Here is a 19,125-nt window from a genome sequence, read left to right as displayed (position 1 = left end):
TAAAGGAAGATAAATTAGTTAAACCAGCATTAGAAGAATGTAATGGATTTTCCGAAATTATAGAGTTGTTATTGAATTTATCTTTTATGTTCAATAGACTCCCTCCTAGTTTTTATTTATAGTATTTAACAATAAATCAATAGATATTCATTATTATTGATAAAAGTAGAAAATATTTAATAATAAATGATAAAATATAACATAGACTAAATATGAAATTATTGAAAAGAATGTATAGTGGTCTAGACAAGTTTGGATCAGTTGAGTATAATTTAATTAGGAGGAGAAATCATGATAGATAAAAATAGTCCTATACCTGTGTATTACCAATTAAAAGAGATGATAAAAGAAAAGATAACAAAGGGTACTTGGAAAGTAGGACAATGTATAGCAAGTGAAAGAGAGTTAACAGAGGCTTATGGTGTAAGCCGAATGACTGTCAGACAGGCTTTAGGGGAGTTAGTGCAAGAAGGACTTCTTGTTAGAGAAAAAGGAAAGGGAACTTTCGTATGTGAACCTAAAGTAAAGCAAGAAGATATGATGAGTTTCTCAGACATTATAAAAAAAGCAGGAAGAAGTTTAATAACTAGGGTTTTAGCCTTTGAAGTTATTAATACACCTGATGAATTAGCAGATACTTTTAATGTTGATAAAATCTATAAAATAAATAGATTAAGATTAGTTGATGGGGAAGCTGTTGCTAATGAGGTTGTTTATATTCCTTGTGAATATTGTGGCTTTGTAACTAAAGAGGATTTAGAGGGTTCTTTATTTAAGTTATTAGAAGAAAAAGGATATGTAATAGAAAGCACAGAATCAGCTTTAGCATCCGTAATTATGGATGAGGAGTTAAAGAATTTATTTAACGTTGATAAACAAGTACCTCTTCTAAAAAGTCATAATGCAGCTTTAAATTCAGAAGGTGAAATAATTTATGTTGAAGACGCGATTTATAGATCAGATAAATATGTTTTAGAAATTAATATTTCTAAGAGAGAGGGGAAATTGAAATGAGATTAATTGTTACTAAGAATTATGATGAGATGAGTAAAGTTGCAGCAAATGAAATGGCTGAAAGCATAAAATCAAATCCTGAAATTGTTTTAGGATTAGCTACTGGTGGAACTCCAGTTGGAATGTATAAAGAACTTATCAGAATGTACAACGAGGGAGAATTAGATTTCTCAAAAGTTACAAGCATAAACTTAGATGAGTATGTTGGATTACCAGGAGATCATGATCAAAGTTATAGATACTTCATGAATACAAACTTATTTAATCATATAAACATAGATAAAAATAAAACATTTGTACCTAATGGATTAGCTAAAGAGGTTGAAGAAGAATGTAAATCATATGATGCTAGAATACAAGATATGGGTGGAATAGATCTTCAATTATTAGGATTAGGAGCAAATGGACACATAGGTTTCAATGAACCTGGAGAAGCGTTAAGTGTAGGAACTCACTTAACAGATCTTAAAGAATCAACTATAGAAGCAAATGCAAGATTTTTTGATTCAATTGATGATGTACCAAGAAAAGCTATAACTATGGGGCTTGGTGGAATAATGAAAGCTAAGAATATAATGGTTATTGCAAGTGGTGAAGGTAAAGCTGAAGTTGTTAAAGCTATGATGAGTGGAAAAATAACAACTGAAATTCCTGCAACTATGTTACAAATGCATAGAGATGTTGTATTAATAGTTGATGAAGATGCAGCTAAATTATTAAAATAGTTATTACTATCTCAGAATTAATGATATAAAAAGACTGTTTGTAGATTAAAAGCTTATTTTAAAAGCTTAGATTTACAGGCAGTTTTTTATTTTAATTGTAATAATTATTATTAAACCTTTTACATGAAGCATTTTAAGAAAATAGTCATAAATAAGTATGTGATTAGTTATAATGATATGATATGATTATTTAAGGATATATTAGGAAATAATTAAATTTGTACGTAAAATGAAGAAATATGGAGTTGGTAAAGTGGCAAAAGTTAGAAGTATATATGTATGTCAAAATTGTGGATATGAATCTCCAAAATGGATGGGAAAATGTCCAGAATGTAATAATTGGAATACTTTAGTTGAAGAAATTAGAGATACTAAAAGTAACCAAGTTTCGCCTAAGGTTGAAAGACAAATTGGTGAACTTAAGAAAATAAAGGAAATAAAATCAGGTGAAAAAGAAAGATATGATACCGGAATAGGTGAATTAAATAGGGTATTAGGTGGAGGCCTTGTTAAAGGTTCGCTTACACTCATTTCTGGTGATCCTGGAATAGGTAAATCTACACTTCTTTTACAAACAGCTAATAATATTTCAAAAAAATATGGGAAAGTTTTATATGTGTCAGGAGAGGAATCAGAAGAACAAATAAAAATAAGAGGAGATAGATTAAAAGTTGATGCAGAAGAACTTTATATCGTTGCTGAGACTAATCTTGATATAATAGAAGCATATATAGATAAACTTAAGCCAGCTTTCATAATAATAGATTCAATACAGACTATTTATAGAGATACAGTTTCTTCAGCTCCTGGAAGTGTTTCGCAGGTAAAAGAGTGTTCAAATGCTGTAATGAGAATTGCTAAGGGAAAAAATATACCATTATTTATTGTTGCTCATGTAACTAAACAAGGGGATTTAGCAGGACCAAGAGTGTTAGAACATATGGTTGATACTGTTTTATCTTTTGAGGGAGAAAGAACTGAAGAATTTAGAATATTAAGAACTATGAAAAATAGATTTGGAACTACAGCTGAAATTGGCGTCTTTGAAATGCGTGGAGAAGGGCTAATGCAGGTTTATGATCCATCTAGTATGTTCTTAGAAGATACTAGCTTTAATCAAGAAGGTTCTGTTGTAATTGGAGTAATGGAAGGAACTAGACCTATTCTTGTAGAAATACAATCATTAGCATCTGAAACGAAAGCAGTTATGCCTAGAAGAACTTCTGTAGGAGTAGAGAATTCAAGGTTAAGTTTAATATTGGCTGTACTAGAGAAAAAGTTAAGAGTTCCTTTTTATAATACTGATGTTTATGTAAATGTAGTTGGAGGCCTTGAAATAGAAGGTACTACAGCTGACTTAGGGATTGCTATCTCCTTAGTGTCATCAGTGAAAGGTAAGGCTGCTAGTTTAGAAAAATTAGTTGTTGTTGGAGAAGTTGGTTTGACAGGAGAAATAAGACCTATAGCCAACTGTGACAGAATATTAAATGAAGCTGAAAAAATGGGATTTTTAAATGCTGTTGTTCCATATAGAAGCTTAGAAAAATTAAAAGGAAGTAAGTTAAATCTTATAGGTGTTAAAACTGTGCGAGAAGCAATAGGAAAGATATTTTAAGGTGGATAGGTGTGAGTAAATGAGAACTGTACATGATGATGATTTAAAGAAAATATTAAAGATAATGAGTCCAGGTACTTCTTTACGAGAAGGGTTAGACAATATACTTAGAGCCAAAACTGGTGGACTTATAGTTTTAGGAGATAATGAAGAAATATTAGATTTAGTAGATGGTGGTTTTAATATAAATTCTGAGTATAGTCCAGCGTATATATATGAGCTTGCTAAAATGGATGGAGCATTAGTACTGAGTTCAGATAGAAAAAGGATACTTTATGCTAATGCCCAGCTTATGCCAAATCAATCTATAAGTACCTTTGAAACTGGAACAAGACATAGAACTGCTCAAAGGGTTGCTAAGCAAACTAATAAAATAGCAATAGCAATATCACAAAGAAGAAATATAATCACTGTTTATAAAGGTGATATAAAGTATGTATTAAGAGATAGCGCAGTTATATTAGGTAAAGCAAATCAAGCTATACAAACACTAGAAAAGTATGTAGCCGTTCTTGAAAGAGTAACAAACAATCTAAATATACTTGAATTTCAAGACTTAGCAACGCTTTTTGATGTAACTACAGCTATACAAAGAACAGAAATGGTAATGAGAATAGTTGAAGAAATAGAAGGGTATATCATTGAATTAGGTAATGAAGGAAGACTTATTTCTATGCAGTTAAATGAATTAGTAAGAAGTATAGAACAAGATGGGGTTCTTCTAATAAGAGACTATTGTTATGATAAAATGGAATATAGAGATGTTTACAAAGAAATTCAAGAGTTATCATCGGAAGATTTACTAGATTTAGATATAATAGCAAAAGAATTAGGTTATGTAGGAAAATCTTTAATTGACACATTAGTGTCACCTAGAGGGTATAGAATATCTAATAAGGTACCAAGAATACCATCAAATGTAATAGAAAACCTAGTAGGACATTTCGGAAAGCTTAAGTATATTCTTGAAGCTGGCAATGAAGATTTAGATCAGGTAGAAGGAATTGGAGAAGCTAGAGCTAGGGCAATAAAAAATGGATTAAGAAGAATAAGAGAACAAGTTGCTTTGAATAAAAATTTATAAAAAGAAGTGCCATATAAATATGGCACTTAATATTTATTATCTGAAAGTAAATTTACCTAAGGTATCCATTTTATTATATTCTTTTAATAAGATATCAAATAGGTTTAAATCCAATGCATTGCATAGTGATGTTAAATAGAAGAGATTGTTTCCAAGTTCACGTTCTATAACTTCTCTACAATTTTCACATAAGCTTCCTTTTAAATGAGAGCTTAGGCATGGGTTTAGTTCATCTAAGGATAGGTCATCATCCTTTAGCATACTTTGTTTTTTAGCACAAATCTCTATGCAGCCACAATTCGTAACGGCTTTACATATAGCTCTGTTTGCTCTTGATTGTGATTCTTGATATTTGCTTAATATATCTAAGATGCTTTTGTGTCTAAGTAAAGAATTATTAACGCTATTTTGAAAATCGTCAAAAATTACGTCCTTCATAGTGTTTCACTCCTTATATACTAATCTTTGACCCTATAGTAATTATAGAATTTTTTGGTTATATTTGTCAAATGATTTAGGTTGCAAAACTAAATATATGTTAAAAACTAATTAGCTTGTTAACTTGACTATAATATAAATCAAATTACAAAAGATTTATAGGGGGTAATTTTTTAATTATAATATTTAAAGAGTATTTTGTAAGTATTAAAGAGGTTTAATATGGTATAATTAAGAAAATATATTATAAATATTTTACAACTATGAATGATAAAAACTAAACATGTCAATAATTATATAGGAGGTGAGTTTGTGATAAAGAAAATTTTTAGAGTAATTTTTACTATTTTAGGATTATTGATAGGATTTGTTTTAGCAGATGCAATAAGAAAGAGTGCTATAGGCAGAGAATATCTAACAAACATTTTTTTACAGGTATCATTTTATGTAATTTTAATTGCTATTTTTGGAATCATTTTATTTATTCTTTCTCCTTTTATTTATAAAGCTATAAGAAAGTTTATAACTTTTATAGAAAAAGGTATATCTAAATTATCACCAAGCGAAATAATATTTGGGGCTTTAGGAGCTATAGTCGCATTAATATTAGCTTTAGTAATAACGTTGCCATTAAGTACATTCTTAAGTGGTTTAAATGATATGTTAGGCCCTATTGTATCAATAGTTATAAATATAATTGCAATGATTATTGGAGCAGATATAGCTGTTAAAAAGAGAGATGATATTTTAGGCTATTTCGAGAATTTAAAAAAGAATCAATCTAAGGATAAGAAGACAAAAAATACTACAAATAAAAAAATTGGGGCTACACCAAAGGTTCTAGATACATCTGTAATAATTGATGGTAGAATATTTGATTTATGCCAAACAGGTTTTATAGAAGGTTCTTTAGTAATACCAACTTTTGTACTTGATGAGTTAAGACATATATCAGATTGTTCAGACTCCTTAAAGAGAACAAGAGGAAGAAGAGGATTAGATATATTAAATAAAATTCAAAAAGAACTTCCAATAGAAGTTGACATGTGGGAAGGTGATTTCCCAGAAATTGCAGAAGTTGATATTAAGCTTTTAAAATTAGCACAAAAATTAAACGGAAAAGTTGTAACAAATGATTATAACTTAAATAAAGTGGCAGAGTTCCAAGGTGTACCAGTACTAAATATAAATGAATTAGCAAATGCAATTAAGCCAGTAGTGTTACCAGGAGAAGAGATGACCCTTACTGTAGTGAAGGATGGAAAAGAATCTGGACAAGGGGTTGCCTATCTTGATGATGGTACTATGATTGTTGTAGAAGGTGGAAGAAAGTACATGGGAAAAGAAATAACAGTAATTGTTACATCAGTACTTCAAACTGCAGCAGGTAGAATGATATTTGCTAAATCTAAGTCTTAAAAGGATATTCAATTATGGGAAAAGTAGTTAGTATAGTATTAGCAGGTGGAAAAGGAAAAAGAATGGGTGCTGATGTTAGTAAGCAATTCATTGAAATAAATGGAAAGCCTATAATATATTACACTTTAAAAGCTTTTGAGGAATGTACGGAAATTGATGAAATAATACTTGTTCTTCCTAAAGATGAAATAGATTATTTTCAAACTAGAATAGAATCTAGATTTGATTTTAAAATATCTAAAATTGTAGAGGGTGGAAAAGAAAGACAGGATTCAGTTTATAATGCATTAAATGTCCTAGAAGATTGTGATGTAGTTTTAATACATGATGGAGCAAGAGCTTTTGTAAGTAAAAAAATAATAGAAGATGGAATAAAGTATGCTAAGGAATTTGGAGCAGCAGCTCCAGGAGTTATGCCTAAAGATACAATAAAAGTTAAAAATTTAGAAGGATTCTCAATAAATACACTAGATAGATCATCTTTAGTAGCTGTTCAAACCCCTCAATGCTTTAAATACGATTTAATAAAAAAGGGGCATGATAAAGTTAAAGATGAAAAGATTCCAGTTACAGATGATACCATGATAGCGGAACTTTTAGGAGAAAAAGTTTATCTTTTTGAGGGTGACTATAAAAATATAAAAGTAACAACCCCAGAAGATTTAATATTAGCAGAAAATTTAGTAAAGTAAGAATCACAAGATACAGACAGTATATTGACATGTTATTTTTATAAGGATATAATTTTATAAGATTTAAGAAAATTTAATAGTTGTAAAGACTGTGAAAAAGATTAGTAGAAACGCTTATACAGAGAGAAAATACTAGGCTGAGAGATTTTCAATATGTTTTGAACCTACTTTGGAGTCGTAGCAAAAAACTAACCGGGTTTAATACCGTTAACAATGAAGAGAGTACAAATTTAGGTGGTACCGCGAAATACAAGCTCGCCCTAATGTTTTTTTAGGGTAGAGCTTTTTTATTTTTTTAAATGAATTTAATTAATTAAAATATTAAGATTAAATAACAGCTTATGAGGAGGTAATATACTATGAAAATGTCAAATATGTTAGTAGGAACTTTAAGAGAAGTTCCAGCTGAAGCAGAAATAGCAAGTCACAAACTTATGCTTAGAGCAGGTCTTATGAGAAAGATGGCTGCAGGTATTTATAACTATATGCCTTTAGGATTAAAAGTTATAGAAAATGTTAAAAATATTGTAAGAGAAGAAATGAATAATGCAGGTGCTCAAGAGTTCTTAGCATCAGCTTTAATACCATCTGAGTTATGGCAAGAATCAGGAAGATGGGATGCTTACGGAGCAGAAATGTTTAGATTAAAAGATAGACATAACAGAGATTTTTGCTTAGGACCAACTCACGAAGAAGTATTTACTGATATCGTTAGAAATGAAATAAAATCATATAAGCAATTACCATTAAATCTATACCAAATACAAACTAAGTATAGAGATGAAAGAAGACCAAGATTTGGAGTTATGAGATCAAGAGAATTCATAATGAAAGATGGATATAGCTTTGACAAAGACCAAGAAGGATTAGATTTAGCATATGAAAAAATGAGAAAAGCATATGTTAATATATTTAATAGATGTGGATTAGATGCTAAGGCAGTTGCAGCTGATTCAGGAGCTATAGGTGGATCTGGTTCAGCAGAGTTTATGGTTAAATCAGAGGTTGGAGAAGATGATGTAGTATTCTGTACAGCTTGTGATTATGCAGCTAATATAGAAAAAGCTCCATCAACACCAGAACATGCAGAAAAAGAAGAATTAATAGAAGTAGAAAAAGTTGAGACTCCAGCTGTTAAATCAATTGAAGATTTAGCAAACTTCTTTGAATGTTCACCAAAGAAAATAGCAAAAACTTTAATATTCCAAGCAGATGATAAGGTTGTTGCTGTTGTATTAAGAGGAGATAGAGAAGCTAATGAAGTTAAAATAGCTAATGCTGTTGGAGAAGTTACAGAATTAGAAATGGCTAGTGAAGAGGCTGTTAAAGAAGCTACAGGGGCTGCTGTTGGATTTGCTGGTCCTATAGGAATAAAAGTAGATATGTTATTAGTTGACCAAGAAGTAGCTAATATGTATAACTTTATAATTGGTGCTAATGAAACAGATATGCACTTAAAGAATGTAAACTATGGAAGAGACTTTGAAGGAATAGTTGGAGATTTCAGAAACGTTACTGTAGGAGAAAAATGTCCTGAGTGTGGAAAAGAAATAACTATTTCAAGAGGTACTGAGGTTGGACACATATTCAAACTTGGAACTAAGTATTCAGAATCTATGGGTGCAACATTTATTGATGAAGATGGAAAAGCTAAACCATTTATAATGGGATGCTATGGAATTGGTGTTACAAGAACTGTAGCTTCAATAATAGAGCAACATAATGACGAAAACGGAATAATCTGGCCATTAGAAGTAGCTCCATACCATGTATCAGTTATACCAGCTAACGTTAAAAATGAAGAACAAGCAACTAAAGCTGAAGAAATATATAATGAATTAAGAAAAATGGGAGTTGAAGCTCTACTTGATGATAGAAAAGAAAGAGCGGGAGTTAAATTCAAAGACTCTGAATTAATAGGAATTCCAATGAGAATAACTGTTGGAAAAATGATTGGTGAAGGTCAAGTTGAATTTAAACTTAGAAATGGTGGAGAAGTAGAGACTTTAACTATAGATGAAGTTTATAATAGAGTAAGAGAAGAGTTTGAAAAGGCTAATTTAAGTTTATAATTTATAAGATTAACAGAATTGTATATAATTAGAATATAATATAGAACTCACCTTATTTTAGAATAAGGTGAGTTACTAATAATATAAGGTAGGAGGGTCAAATAGTGATTAAGGTTTATAATACTTTAAACAAGAAAAAAGAAGAATTCATTCCTTTAACTCCAGGAGAAGTTAAAATGTATGTTTGTGGTCCTACTGTGTACAACTTTTTTCATATAGGAAATGGTAGAACTTTTATAGTTTTTGATACTATAAGAAGATATTTTGAGTACAGAGGATTTAAAGTTGATTTTGTTCAAAACTTTACAGATATAGATGACAAGATGATTAAAAAAGCCAATGAAGAAGAAACAACTGTAAAGAAGATTGGAGATACTTACATAAAAGAGTATTACCAAGATGCAGATGCGTTAAATATAGAAAGAGCTACAGTTAATCCAAGAGCTACAGAGTTTATTGGAGATATAATAAAGTTTGTTAAAGGATTAGTTGATAAAGGATATGCTTATGAAGTTGATGGAGATGTTTATTTCTCAACTAAGAAGTTTGAAGGATATGGAAAGTTATCAGGACAGAACATAGAAGATCTTCAATCAGGTGCTAGAATAAGTATTGATGAAAGAAAAAAAGATCCAATGGACTTTGCTATATGGAAAGCACAAAAACCAGGTGAGCCTGCTTGGAACAGTCCATGGGGAATGGGAAGACCAGGATGGCATATAGAATGTTCATGCATGGCTAAAAAATTACTAGGTGAAACTATAGATATTCATGCTGGTGGATCAGATTTAAAATTCCCTCATCATGAAAATGAAATAGCACAAAGTGAAGCTTTAACAGGTGAACCTTTTGCAAGATATTGGTTACATTCAGCTTTTGTTAATGTAAACAATGAAAAAATGTCAAAATCATTAAATAACTTCTTTACTGCAAGAGAGATATTAGAAAAATATGATGCTGATGTTATAAGATTCTTAATGTTATCAGCACACTATAGACAACAACTTAACTTTAGTGAAGATTTATTAGAATCAGCTAAGGCTTCAGTTGAAAGAATATACAATGCTATAGGAAACTTAGAGAATTTAATAGATGAAGTTTCTAGAGAAGAAATGAATGAAGAAGAAAAAGCTTACTTAGATTCATTAAATAAATATAAAGAAAAATATATTGAAAAAATGGACGATGATTTCAACACAGCTGATGCTATAACAGCTATATTTGATTTAATAAAAGACACTAATACAAATATAACAATTGATTCATCAAAAGAGTTAGCTCAAAAAGCTTTAGATTTAATAAGAGAATTAGGAGCTCCACTAGGAATGTTCCAAAAGTCAACTAAAGGAAACTTAGAAGAAGAAATCGAAACTTTAATAGCTCAAAGACAACAAGCTAGAAAAGATAGAGATTTTGCTTTAGCTGATAAAATAAGAGATGATTTAAAAGATAGAGGAATTGTCTTAGAAGATACTCCTCAAGGTGTTAGATGGAAGATGATATAATGTAGATAATAAACTTGCAAAGGAGGTTTCTTTTGCAAGTTATTATTTTAAAGAATTTTATTTAATAACTATTAAATATTTTATTTCTAATTCTATAATTTTAAGAAAGCTAAATTTAATTATATTAAAATCTTTGATTGAATTAGACCTAAATTTGTAGTTTAATAGTTTTAACTAAATAAATTCTATATAATTTTTAGATTAAGCTCAAACAAAAGGAGATAAGATATTGAAGAATTTATTATACAGAGAGTTTTCAGAAAGTGAAGCTAGAATGTTAAACCCGCTTCAATTAGCTTTAATAGGAGATGGAGTTTACGAAGTTTTTATAAGAAACTATATATTAAGTGAAAATGCAGGCTTATCAGCTCATAAAATACATGTTAAGGCTATACAATATGTAAAAGCTAAGGCTCAAAGTGACATAATAAACGCTTTAGAAGATGAGTTAAATGAGGAAGAACTTTATATCTATAAAAGAGGTAGGAACGCTAAGTCAGCAACTGTACCTAAAAATGCAAATGTTAGAGATTATAGAAATGCAACAGGTTTTGAAGCTTTAGTAGGTTATTTATATCTTACTGGCAAAGAAGAAAGATTAAATGAGTTCTTATTAAAATGTATAGGAGTACACATTTAGAGGGGAGAATTATTAATGTTAAAAGTTAAGTTATTACAATATACACCTGAACCAGAAAAGACAATAGCAGCAGCGGCTAAATTATGCTATAGTCCTGTAGGGGTTGATGATATATTAGGAAATTTAACTGATGAAGGAGCAGAGAAGTTTTTAAATATGCTTATGTCATATGGCCATATGTCACCAATAGAGCATGTTTCCTTTACTTTTGCTGTAGAAGGAGTTTCAAGAAGCTTAACTCATCAGTTAGTTAGACATAGAATAGCATCTTACTCACAACAATCTCAAAGATATGTTAAGTTAGATCAGTTTGAATACATAGTGCCACCAGCTATAGAGGAAGATGAGGTAGCTAAAAAGGTTTTTATTGATCAAATGAATGGAGCACAAAAAGCATATGATGAGATAGTTGAAAGATTAAAAACTAAATATATTAGCAAAGGTATGGGAGAAAAATCTGCTGAGAAAAAGGCTATAGAAGATGCAAGATATGTATTTCCAAATGCTTGTGAAACAAAAATTGTATTTACTATGAATGCTAGAAGTTTAATGAATTTTTTCCATCATAGATGTTGTGATAGAGCACAATGGGAAATAAGAAATATGGCTGAACAAATGGTTCATGAAGTTAAAAAAGTTGCACCAATATTGTTTAAAAACGCAGGTCCAAGTTGTGTAGCAGGTCCATGTCCTGAAGGAAAAATGTGCTGTGGAAAGCTTAAAGAGATGAGAGAATTATATCTTGGTAAATAGAAAATTTTAAGGAGAGAACAAAATGACAAAGTCAGAAAATAAATATAAACAATTAACTCGTAAGCAAAAGTATGCTTTAGAAAGAGAACAAAGATCAAGAGAAGAAAAATATGCTAGAAATAATAGAAGTTTCGTTGAAGAAGAAGTTAAAGTAAGAGAAGATTTAGTAGAAGGAAGAAATGCTGTTATAGAATTATTAAAGTCAGATAAGACTATAGAGCAAATATTTATAGCTAATGGAAAAATGGAAGGTTCAATAAACAAAATTTTAGGATTAGCTAAAGAAAAGAAAATAGTTGTAAAAGAAGTTGATAGAAAGAAGCTTGACCTAATGAGTGAAACTAAAGCTCATCAAGGGATAATAGCACAAATAACTCCTTTTAAATATAGTACTGTTGAAGATATATTAGATTTAGCTAAGAGTAAAAATGAAGATCCATTCATAGTTATTTTAGATGAGTTAGAAGATCCTCATAATTTAGGATCAATAGTAAGGACAGCAGAATTATGTGGTGCTCATGGTATTATAATTCCAAAGAGAAGAAATGTTGGAGTAACTGGAACTGTTTATAAAGCTTCTGTGGGAGCTATTGAGCATATGAAAATAGCAAAAGTTACTAATATAAACAATGCTATTGAAGAATTAAAGGCTAATAATGTATGGATATATGGAGCTGATATAGCTGGAGAAGAGTACAGTTATGAAACAAACTTCAAAGGAGCTTGTGGAATAATTATAGGTAGTGAAGGTAGAGGAATGTCTAATCTAACTAAAAAGAAATGCGATAAATTAGTTAAAATACCAATGGTTGGAAAAATTAATTCTTTAAATGCTTCAGTTGCAGGTGGTATAATGATGTATGAGGTATTAAAATCAAGAATAATAAAGTAGAAAAAGAGTGATAAAATGAGAGTTATATTTATAGATGGTTATAATGTTATAAATAGTTGGCCTAATTTAAAAAAGTCAAAAAATTATAGCTATGACATAGCAAGAACAGAGCTTACAGAAATGCTTGAAAACTATGCTGCTTTTAACTCTTGTAGAATTTATTTGGTTTTTGATGCACATAAGGTTGCTGGGAATATAGAGAGTAAAGAGGTATCTGGAAATATAATTACTGTCTTTACAAAAGAAGGCGAAATTGCTGATGCATATATTGAGAGAATGGTAGATGAATTAGGAAGAAAGGTTGAAGTTATTGTTGTAACCTCAGATAGATTAGAACAACAAACTATCTTCCAAAGAGGGGCTGTCAGAATGTCATCTATTGAATTCTACAATGAAGTATTAAAAGTTCAGGATAACATTAGAAAAAAGGCAGAAAAAAATAAATCTGAAATAGGTAAAAACTTTTTAGGAGATACCTTAGAGGAAAGTGTATTAGAAAAATTAGAAAAAATGAGAAGAGGGTAATATTGACTAAGTAAAATATAAATCTTATAATTTATTTGTAATTTATTGGATATAAGGTTTCTATCTGGGGGTGTAGAGAATATGGGGATTACTTATGATTTAGCTAAAATTGATAATTGCGAAGAATTTAAAGATCTAACAGATAAAGAAATTGTTATACTAGCTAAGAATGGTGAAAATAGGGCTCAAGAATATATAATAAGTAAGTATGAGCAGTTTGTAAGAGCTAAATCTAAATCATATTTTCTTATAGGAGCAGATAAAGAGGATATATACCAAGAGGGAATGATTGGATTATATAAAGCTATAAGAGACTTTAATCCAGAAAAATTTGCGTCATTTAAAAGTTTTGCGGAACTTTGTGTTACTAGACAAATAATAACTGCAATAAAAACAGCAACAAGGCAAAAACATATCCCGCTTAATACGTATATCTCTCTAAGCAAACCTATTTATGAAGAGGAATCTGATAGAACTCTTTTAGATACTGTTGTGGGAATAACAATTACAGATCCTGAATCATTGATCATAGGTAAGGAAGAGGTTGAAAAAATAGAAAGTGCAATAAATAGTGTGCTTTCAGAATTAGAATTAGAAGTGTTACATTCTTATTTAGATGGTAAATCATATCAGGAAATTGCTTGTGATTTAGATAGAGAAGCTAAATCTATAGATAATGCACTACAACGTGTAAAAAGAAAGCTTGAAAAATGTTTAAACATTAAATAATGCAATTTTTTAAAAGTATTGACAAAGAATTTTATTAGTAGTAAAATTTTTATGGCATAGGTAAATTAAATGAATGTAAGGTGCTCACGTAGCTCAGTCGGCAGAGCGTCGCCTTGGTAAGGCGGAGGTCGTCGGTTCAATCCCGATCGTGAGCTCCAATCCAAAATAAGGAAAATACAACACGCTAGGTAGAGTTTATTTGAATTTTAAAGGAGGAATTTGCAATGTCAAAAGCAAAATTTGAAAGAAGCAAACCACACGTTAACATTGGAACAATCGGTCACGTAGACCACGGTAAAACAACTTTAACAGCAGCTATAACAACAGTTTTAGCACAAGCTGGTGGAGCAGAAGCATTCAAATACGATGAAATAGATAAAGCTCCAGAAGAAAAAGAAAGAGGAATCACAATCAACACAGCTCACGTTGAGTACGAAACAGCTAATAGACACTACGCTCACGTTGACTGCCCAGGACATGCTGACTATGTTAAAAACATGATCACAGGAGCAGCTCAAATGGACGGAGCTATCTTAGTTTGTTCAGCAGCTGATGGTCCAATGCCTCAAACAAGAGAGCATATCCTATTATCATCAAGAGTTGGAGTTGACCACATCGTAGTATTCTTAAACAAAGCAGATATGGTTGACGACGAAGAATTATTAGAATTAGTTGAAATGGAAGTTAGAGAGTTATTAAGCGAGTACAACTTCCCAGGAGATGACATTCCAGTAATCAAAGGATCAGCTTTAGTAGCATTAGAAAACCCAACTGACGAAGCTGCAACAGCTTGTATCAGAGAGTTAATGGAAGCAGTTGATACTTACATCCCAACACCAGAAAGAGCAACAGATAAGCCATTCTTAATGCCAGTAGAGGACGTATTCACAATCACTGGTAGAGGAACAGTTGCAACAGGAAGAGTTGAAAGAGGAGTTCTACATGTAGGAGACGAAGTAGAAGTAATCGGATTAACTGAAGAAAGAAGAAAAACTGTTGTAACAGGAATCGAAATGTTCAGAAAGTTATTAGATGAAGCACAAGCTGGAGATAACATCGGAGCATTATTAAGAGGTATCCAAAGAACTGACATCGAAAGAGGTCAAGTTTTAGCTCAAACTGGAACAATCAACCCACATAAAAAATTCGTAGGTCAAGTATACGTACTTAAAAAAGAAGAAGGTGGAAGACATACTCCATTCTTCGATGGATATAGACCACAATTCTACTTCAGAACAACAGACGTTACAGGATCAATCAAATTACCAGACGGAATGGAAATGGTTATGCCTGGAGACCACATCGATATGGAAGTTGAATTAATCACTGAAATCGCTATGGATGAAGGATTAAGATTCGCTATCAGAGAAGGTGGAAGAACTGTAGGTTCAGGAGTTGTTACTTCAATAATCGAGTAGTTTTAAGCAAAACAACATATAGTTTATCATAATAAGGACTGGGTTAAATAACCTAGTCCTTTACATAGCCAACGTTTGTTGACACTTGTGTATATTTATGATAATGTATTTTAGTAATAAACTAGCAGTGTATTGGTAGATAGAACTACTTTTAATATACAACAAAACTGGAGGTGCTGAACGTGAGAGTAAAAGTAACTTTAGCATGTACTGAGTGCAAGCAAAGAAACTACAACACTATGAAAAACAAGAAAAACGATCCTAATAGAATAGAGATGAAAAAATACTGCAAGTTCTGTAAGACTCATACTCTTCACAGAGAAACTAAGTAGTGTTTTGAATGAAAAAATTCTAATACATTATGGTGTTAAGGATGTGAATTTATGGCTGCAAAGCAAAATGTAAATGAAAAAAGCAGAGGCTTTGGAATAACAAAGTTCTTTAGAGGGGTTAAGGCAGAAATCAAAAGAATAACTTGGCCACCAAAAGAAGAAGCTAAAAAGGCCATTATTGCAGTAATAATATTTACTGTAATATCTATTGCCCTAATAGGTGCAATGGATTTTGTATTTAAGAACCTCTTTGAGTTAGTGTTTGGACTTAAATAATATAAGGGAGGTTTGGTGATTTTATTCACCGGTATAATATGAGTGATAGAGCTAGATGGTACGTAGTACACACATATTCAGGATACGAAAACAAAGTTAAAGCAAATCTTGAGAAGACTATAGAGAACAGAAACTTAGAATCTTTGATCTTAGACATTCAAGTTCCAATGGAAGAATGTGCAGAAGAGAAAGATGGTAAGATAAAAGTTACTTTAAAGAAAAAATTCCCAGGATATGTTATAGTAAACATGGTTATGACAGACGAATCTTGGTATGTCGTAAGAAATACAAGAGGAGTAACTGGCTTTGTAGGTCCAGGGTCAAAACCTGTACCGCTTACCGATGAAGAGGTAGATTCTATGGGAGTAATGAAAACTGCTATGGATATTGACTTGGAGGTAGGAGAAACTATAAACATTATTTCAGGAGCTTTAAGTGGCTTTGCTGCTATAATCCAAGAAATAAATGTTGAAAAAGGCAAAATTAAAGCCTTAGTAGATATGTTCGGTAGAGAAACTCTTGCTGAACTAGATTTTAATCAAGTAGAAAAATTAGATTAAAAATCAGACTAACGTCTCGATCAAGTGGGAGGGCGGAAGTCCGATAATTACCACAGTATAGGAGGAATAAACTCATGGCTAAGAAAGTAACAGGAATGATAAAACTTCAACTTCCTGCAGGAAAAGCAACACCAGCACCACCAGTAGGACCAGCTTTAGGTCAACACGGTGTAAACATAATGGGATTCTGTAAAGAATTCAACGCAAAGACTGCTGATAAAGCTGGCTTAATAATACCAGTTGTAATAACTGTATATCAAGACAGATCATTCAGCTTCATACTAAAAACTCCACCAGCTGCAGTTCTTATAAAGAAAGAATTAGGCTTAGAAAGTGGATCAGGTGTTCCAAACAGAACTAAAGTTGGAAACATCACTAAAGAGCAAATAAGAAAAATTGCTGAATTAAAAATGCCAGACTTAAATGCTGCAACAATCGAAACTGCAATGAGCATGATCGAAGGTACTGCTAGAAGTATGGGTGTAGTAGTAGTAGAATAATTTATTCAAATCGGTGGGAGGTAAAAACCGCTAATACCACAAAGGAGGATTATATTAATGGGAAAGAAATATATTGAAAGTTCAAAATTAATAGATAAAAATGCATTATATACTCCAGCAGAAGCTTTAGAGCTTGCTGTTAAAACTGCAAAAGCTAAATTCGATGAAACTATCGAATTACACGTAAGATTAGGTGTAGACCCAAGACATGCTGACCAACAAGTTAGAGGAGCTGTTGTTCTTCCACACGGAACTGGTAAAGATGTTAAAGTTTTAGTTTTCGCTAAAGGTGAGAAAGCTAAAGAAGCAGAAGCTGCAGGAGCAGATTTCGTTGGAGCTGACGAATTAGTGCAAAAAATACAAGGTGAAAACTGGTTCGATTACGATGTAGTAGTTGCTACTCCAGATATGATGGGTGTAGTTGGTAGATTAGGTAGAGTATTAGGACCTAAAGGTTTAATGCCAAACCCAAAATCAGGAACAGTTACATTTGACGTAGCTAATGCTATAAAAGAAATAAAAGCAGGTAAAGTTGAATATAGAGTAGATAAGACTGCTATAGTTCACTGTCCAATAGGAAAGAAATCTTTCGGAACTGAGAAGTTAGTTGAAAACTTCACAGCTTTAATGGATGCTTTAGTAAAAGCTAAACCAGCTGCTGCTAAAGGACAATACTTAAAATCAGTTTCAGTTTCAGCTACTATGGGACCTGGAGCTAAAGTTAATCCAGCTAAAACTTTAGATTAATTTTAATAAAATGCTTGACATAAGATTAAGCTCATGTTAAAATAATTTTTGTTGAAAAAAGTGAATGAAAGTTTCCGTAGACAGTAGGTACCGTAAGGTATAACGTAGAACAACCTACCGAGGGCAATTATAGTGTATATAATAGTCTTCCTATGTCTACGGGAAGACTTTTCTTATTATATAAAGCAGTTAAAAACTGTGAGGAGGTGGACACAGTGAACAAAAACAGACAATTAAAAGAAGCTAAAGTTGCAGAAATCAAAGAGAAATTAGAAAAAGCTCAATCAGTTGTACTTGCTAGCTACCAAGGTTTAACAGTAGAACAAGATACAAACTTAAGAAAGAACTTAAGAGAAGCAGGAATTGAGTACAAAGTTTACAAAAACACACTAGTTACTCTAGCTGCAAAAGAATTAGGTTTTGATGGAATAGTTGAATACTTAGAAGGTCCAGTTTCAATAGCTTTCGGTTACGAAGATGCTACTGCTCCAGCTAGAATACTTAACGATTTCGCTAAGGAAAACAAAAAGCTTGAGTTAAAAGCTGCTATAGTAGAAGGAACAGTTTATAATAAAGAAGAAACTGAGCAACTTGCTGCTATACCTTCAAGAGAAGTTTTACTTGCAAAACTTCTTGGAAGTATCAAATCACCAGTATCAAACTTTGCATATTTATTAAGTGCAATTGCAGACAAGAAAGAAGAATCTGCTGAATAATTTATAAAAATAAAAGAAACTTAAAAAAACAGGAAAGAAATTTCGGAGGTGCGAATCATGACAAAAGAGCAAATCATAGAAGCTATAAAAGAAATGAGTGTTTTAGAATTAAACGAGTTAGTTAAAGCTTGTGAAGAAGAATTCGGAGTAAGCGCTGCTGCTCCAGTTGCTGTTGTAGGCGGAGCTGCTGCAGGTGCTGCTGCAGAAGAAAAATCAGAGTTTGACGTAGTATTAACTAATGCTGGTGCAAACAAAATAAAAGTAATCAAAGCAGTTAGAGAATTAACTGGATTAGGATTAAAAGAAGCTAAAGAAATAGTTGATGGAGCTCCTAAAACATTAAAAGAAGCTGTAGCTAAAGAAGAAGCTGAAGACATGAAAGCTAAATTAGCTGAAGTTGGAGCTGAAGTAGAGCTTAAGTAATTAAAGCTTAATTTTAAAATATTAAAAGAGGTACTGAGTAGTGCCTCTTT

Annotated in this window: 22 protein-coding genes, 1 tRNA gene and 1 other annotated feature; of the genes, 22 read left to right on the top strand and 1 reads right to left on the bottom strand. The window is 31.5% G+C overall.

The genetic code is table 11. The annotated features are described in order from the left end of the window. Window positions 1-291: 291 nt before the first annotated feature. The 4 genes from AC2A4K_RS15885 to disA all read left to right on the top strand — a co-directional run bounded on the left by AC2A4K_RS15885 (window position 292) and on the right by disA (window position 4,438). Complete coding sequence (locus AC2A4K_RS15885; protein ID WP_322504967.1) at window positions 292-1,014, top strand: GntR family transcriptional regulator; 723 nt, start codon at window positions 292-294, stop codon at window positions 1,012-1,014. Continuing rightward, entirely contained in the window at window positions 1,011-1,739 is a 729-nt protein-coding gene (nagB, locus tag AC2A4K_RS15880) for a glucosamine-6-phosphate deaminase (protein WP_322504968.1), read from the top strand. The genes AC2A4K_RS15885 and nagB overlap by 4 nt, the downstream gene beginning before the upstream one ends. 253 nt (window positions 1,740-1,992) lie before the next feature. Next, window positions 1,993-3,354: a DNA repair protein RadA gene (radA, locus tag AC2A4K_RS15875; RefSeq protein WP_322504969.1), complete on the top strand. Its 1,362-nt coding sequence runs from the start codon at window positions 1,993-1,995 to the stop codon at window positions 3,352-3,354. 19 nt (window positions 3,355-3,373) lie between these two features. Continuing rightward, entirely contained in the window at window positions 3,374-4,438 is a 1,065-nt protein-coding gene (gene disA, locus AC2A4K_RS15870; protein WP_322504970.1) for a DNA integrity scanning diadenylate cyclase DisA, read from the top strand. A gap of 36 nt (window positions 4,439-4,474) precedes the next feature. Here disA and AC2A4K_RS15865 read toward each other — a convergent pair whose 3' ends face one another. Next, a complete protein-coding gene (locus AC2A4K_RS15865) occupies window positions 4,475-4,876 on the bottom strand; it encodes a nucleoside triphosphate pyrophosphohydrolase family protein (protein WP_322504971.1) in 402 nt (133 codons plus the stop codon). Window positions 4,877-5,188: 312 nt separating this feature from the next. Between AC2A4K_RS15865 and AC2A4K_RS15860 the strand changes: the two genes are divergently transcribed. The 18 genes from AC2A4K_RS15860 (at window position 5,189) to rplL (ending at window position 19,075) form a co-directional block, all read left to right on the top strand. Beyond that, window positions 5,189-6,295, top strand: coding sequence for a PIN/TRAM domain-containing protein (locus tag AC2A4K_RS15860; RefSeq protein ID WP_322504972.1), 1,107 nt, complete (start codon window positions 5,189-5,191; stop codon window positions 6,293-6,295). Window positions 6,296-6,309: 14 nt separating this feature from the next. Beyond that, a complete protein-coding gene (gene ispD, locus AC2A4K_RS15855) occupies window positions 6,310-6,987 on the top strand; it encodes a 2-C-methyl-D-erythritol 4-phosphate cytidylyltransferase (RefSeq protein ID WP_322504973.1) in 678 nt (225 codons plus the stop codon). Between the two features lie 359 nt (window positions 6,988-7,346). Then, window positions 7,347-9,059 (top strand): proline--tRNA ligase, encoded by a 1,713-nt coding sequence (locus AC2A4K_RS15850; RefSeq protein WP_322504974.1) that lies wholly within the window; start codon window positions 7,347-7,349, stop codon window positions 9,057-9,059. A 107-nt stretch (window positions 9,060-9,166) separates the two neighbouring features. Then, the gene (gene cysS, locus AC2A4K_RS15845; RefSeq protein WP_322505129.1) at window positions 9,167-10,564 is read left to right on the top strand and encodes a cysteine--tRNA ligase; all 1,398 of its coding nucleotides are present in this window, start codon (window positions 9,167-9,169) and stop codon (window positions 10,562-10,564) included. Between the two features lie 229 nt (window positions 10,565-10,793). Beyond that, the gene (locus AC2A4K_RS15840; protein ID WP_322504975.1) at window positions 10,794-11,204 is read left to right on the top strand and encodes a Mini-ribonuclease 3; all 411 of its coding nucleotides are present in this window, start codon (window positions 10,794-10,796) and stop codon (window positions 11,202-11,204) included. A 15-nt stretch (window positions 11,205-11,219) separates the two neighbouring features. Next, a complete protein-coding gene (gene thyX / locus AC2A4K_RS15835) occupies window positions 11,220-11,957 on the top strand; it encodes an FAD-dependent thymidylate synthase (protein WP_322504976.1) in 738 nt (245 codons plus the stop codon). 22 nt (window positions 11,958-11,979) lie between these two features. Continuing rightward, window positions 11,980-12,849, top strand: coding sequence for a 23S rRNA (guanosine(2251)-2'-O)-methyltransferase RlmB (gene rlmB, locus AC2A4K_RS15830; RefSeq protein WP_322504977.1), 870 nt, complete (start codon window positions 11,980-11,982; stop codon window positions 12,847-12,849). A 15-nt stretch (window positions 12,850-12,864) separates the two neighbouring features. Then, complete coding sequence (locus AC2A4K_RS15825; RefSeq protein WP_322504978.1) at window positions 12,865-13,374, top strand: NYN domain-containing protein; 510 nt, start codon at window positions 12,865-12,867, stop codon at window positions 13,372-13,374. A gap of 81 nt (window positions 13,375-13,455) precedes the next feature. Continuing rightward, complete coding sequence (gene sigH / locus AC2A4K_RS15820; RefSeq protein ID WP_322504979.1) at window positions 13,456-14,103, top strand: RNA polymerase sporulation sigma factor SigH; 648 nt, start codon at window positions 13,456-13,458, stop codon at window positions 14,101-14,103. Window positions 14,104-14,185: 82 nt separating this feature from the next. Next, window positions 14,186-14,261 (top strand) — tRNA-Thr (locus tag AC2A4K_RS15815). Between the two features lie 66 nt (window positions 14,262-14,327). Beyond that, entirely contained in the window at window positions 14,328-15,521 is a 1,194-nt protein-coding gene (gene tuf / locus AC2A4K_RS15810) for an elongation factor Tu (RefSeq protein ID WP_322504980.1), read from the top strand. Window positions 15,522-15,703: 182 nt separating this feature from the next. Further along, window positions 15,704-15,853 carry a 50S ribosomal protein L33 gene (gene rpmG / locus AC2A4K_RS15805; protein WP_003482374.1) on the top strand — a complete coding sequence of 50 codons (150 nt, stop codon included), beginning with the start codon at window positions 15,704-15,706 and terminating at the stop codon, window positions 15,851-15,853. Window positions 15,854-15,904: 51 nt separating this feature from the next. Continuing rightward, window positions 15,905-16,129: a preprotein translocase subunit SecE gene (gene secE, locus AC2A4K_RS15800; RefSeq protein WP_322504981.1), complete on the top strand. Its 225-nt coding sequence runs from the start codon at window positions 15,905-15,907 to the stop codon at window positions 16,127-16,129. A 38-nt stretch (window positions 16,130-16,167) separates the two neighbouring features. Then, complete coding sequence (gene nusG, locus AC2A4K_RS15795; protein WP_322504982.1) at window positions 16,168-16,689, top strand: transcription termination/antitermination protein NusG; 522 nt, start codon at window positions 16,168-16,170, stop codon at window positions 16,687-16,689. A 74-nt stretch (window positions 16,690-16,763) separates the two neighbouring features. After that, window positions 16,764-17,189 (top strand): 50S ribosomal protein L11, encoded by a 426-nt coding sequence (gene rplK, locus AC2A4K_RS15790; RefSeq protein ID WP_003452181.1) that lies wholly within the window; start codon window positions 16,764-16,766, stop codon window positions 17,187-17,189. Window positions 17,190-17,246: 57 nt separating this feature from the next. After that, window positions 17,247-17,936 carry a 50S ribosomal protein L1 gene (gene rplA / locus AC2A4K_RS15785; protein WP_322504983.1) on the top strand — a complete coding sequence of 230 codons (690 nt, stop codon included), beginning with the start codon at window positions 17,247-17,249 and terminating at the stop codon, window positions 17,934-17,936. 56 nt (window positions 17,937-17,992) lie between these two features. Further along, window positions 17,993-18,119 (top strand) — a sequence feature (ribosomal protein L10 leader region). 32 nt (window positions 18,120-18,151) lie between these two features. Further along, complete coding sequence (gene rplJ / locus AC2A4K_RS15780; RefSeq protein ID WP_322504984.1) at window positions 18,152-18,652, top strand: 50S ribosomal protein L10; 501 nt, start codon at window positions 18,152-18,154, stop codon at window positions 18,650-18,652. Between the two features lie 57 nt (window positions 18,653-18,709). After that, the gene (rplL, locus tag AC2A4K_RS15775) at window positions 18,710-19,075 is read left to right on the top strand and encodes a 50S ribosomal protein L7/L12 (RefSeq protein WP_003452170.1); all 366 of its coding nucleotides are present in this window, start codon (window positions 18,710-18,712) and stop codon (window positions 19,073-19,075) included. Window positions 19,076-19,125 lie beyond the last annotated feature (50 nt).

The organism is Clostridium sp. LIBA-8841, assembly GCF_057782475.1.
This window is presented reverse-complemented; position numbering and strand designations above follow the sequence as displayed.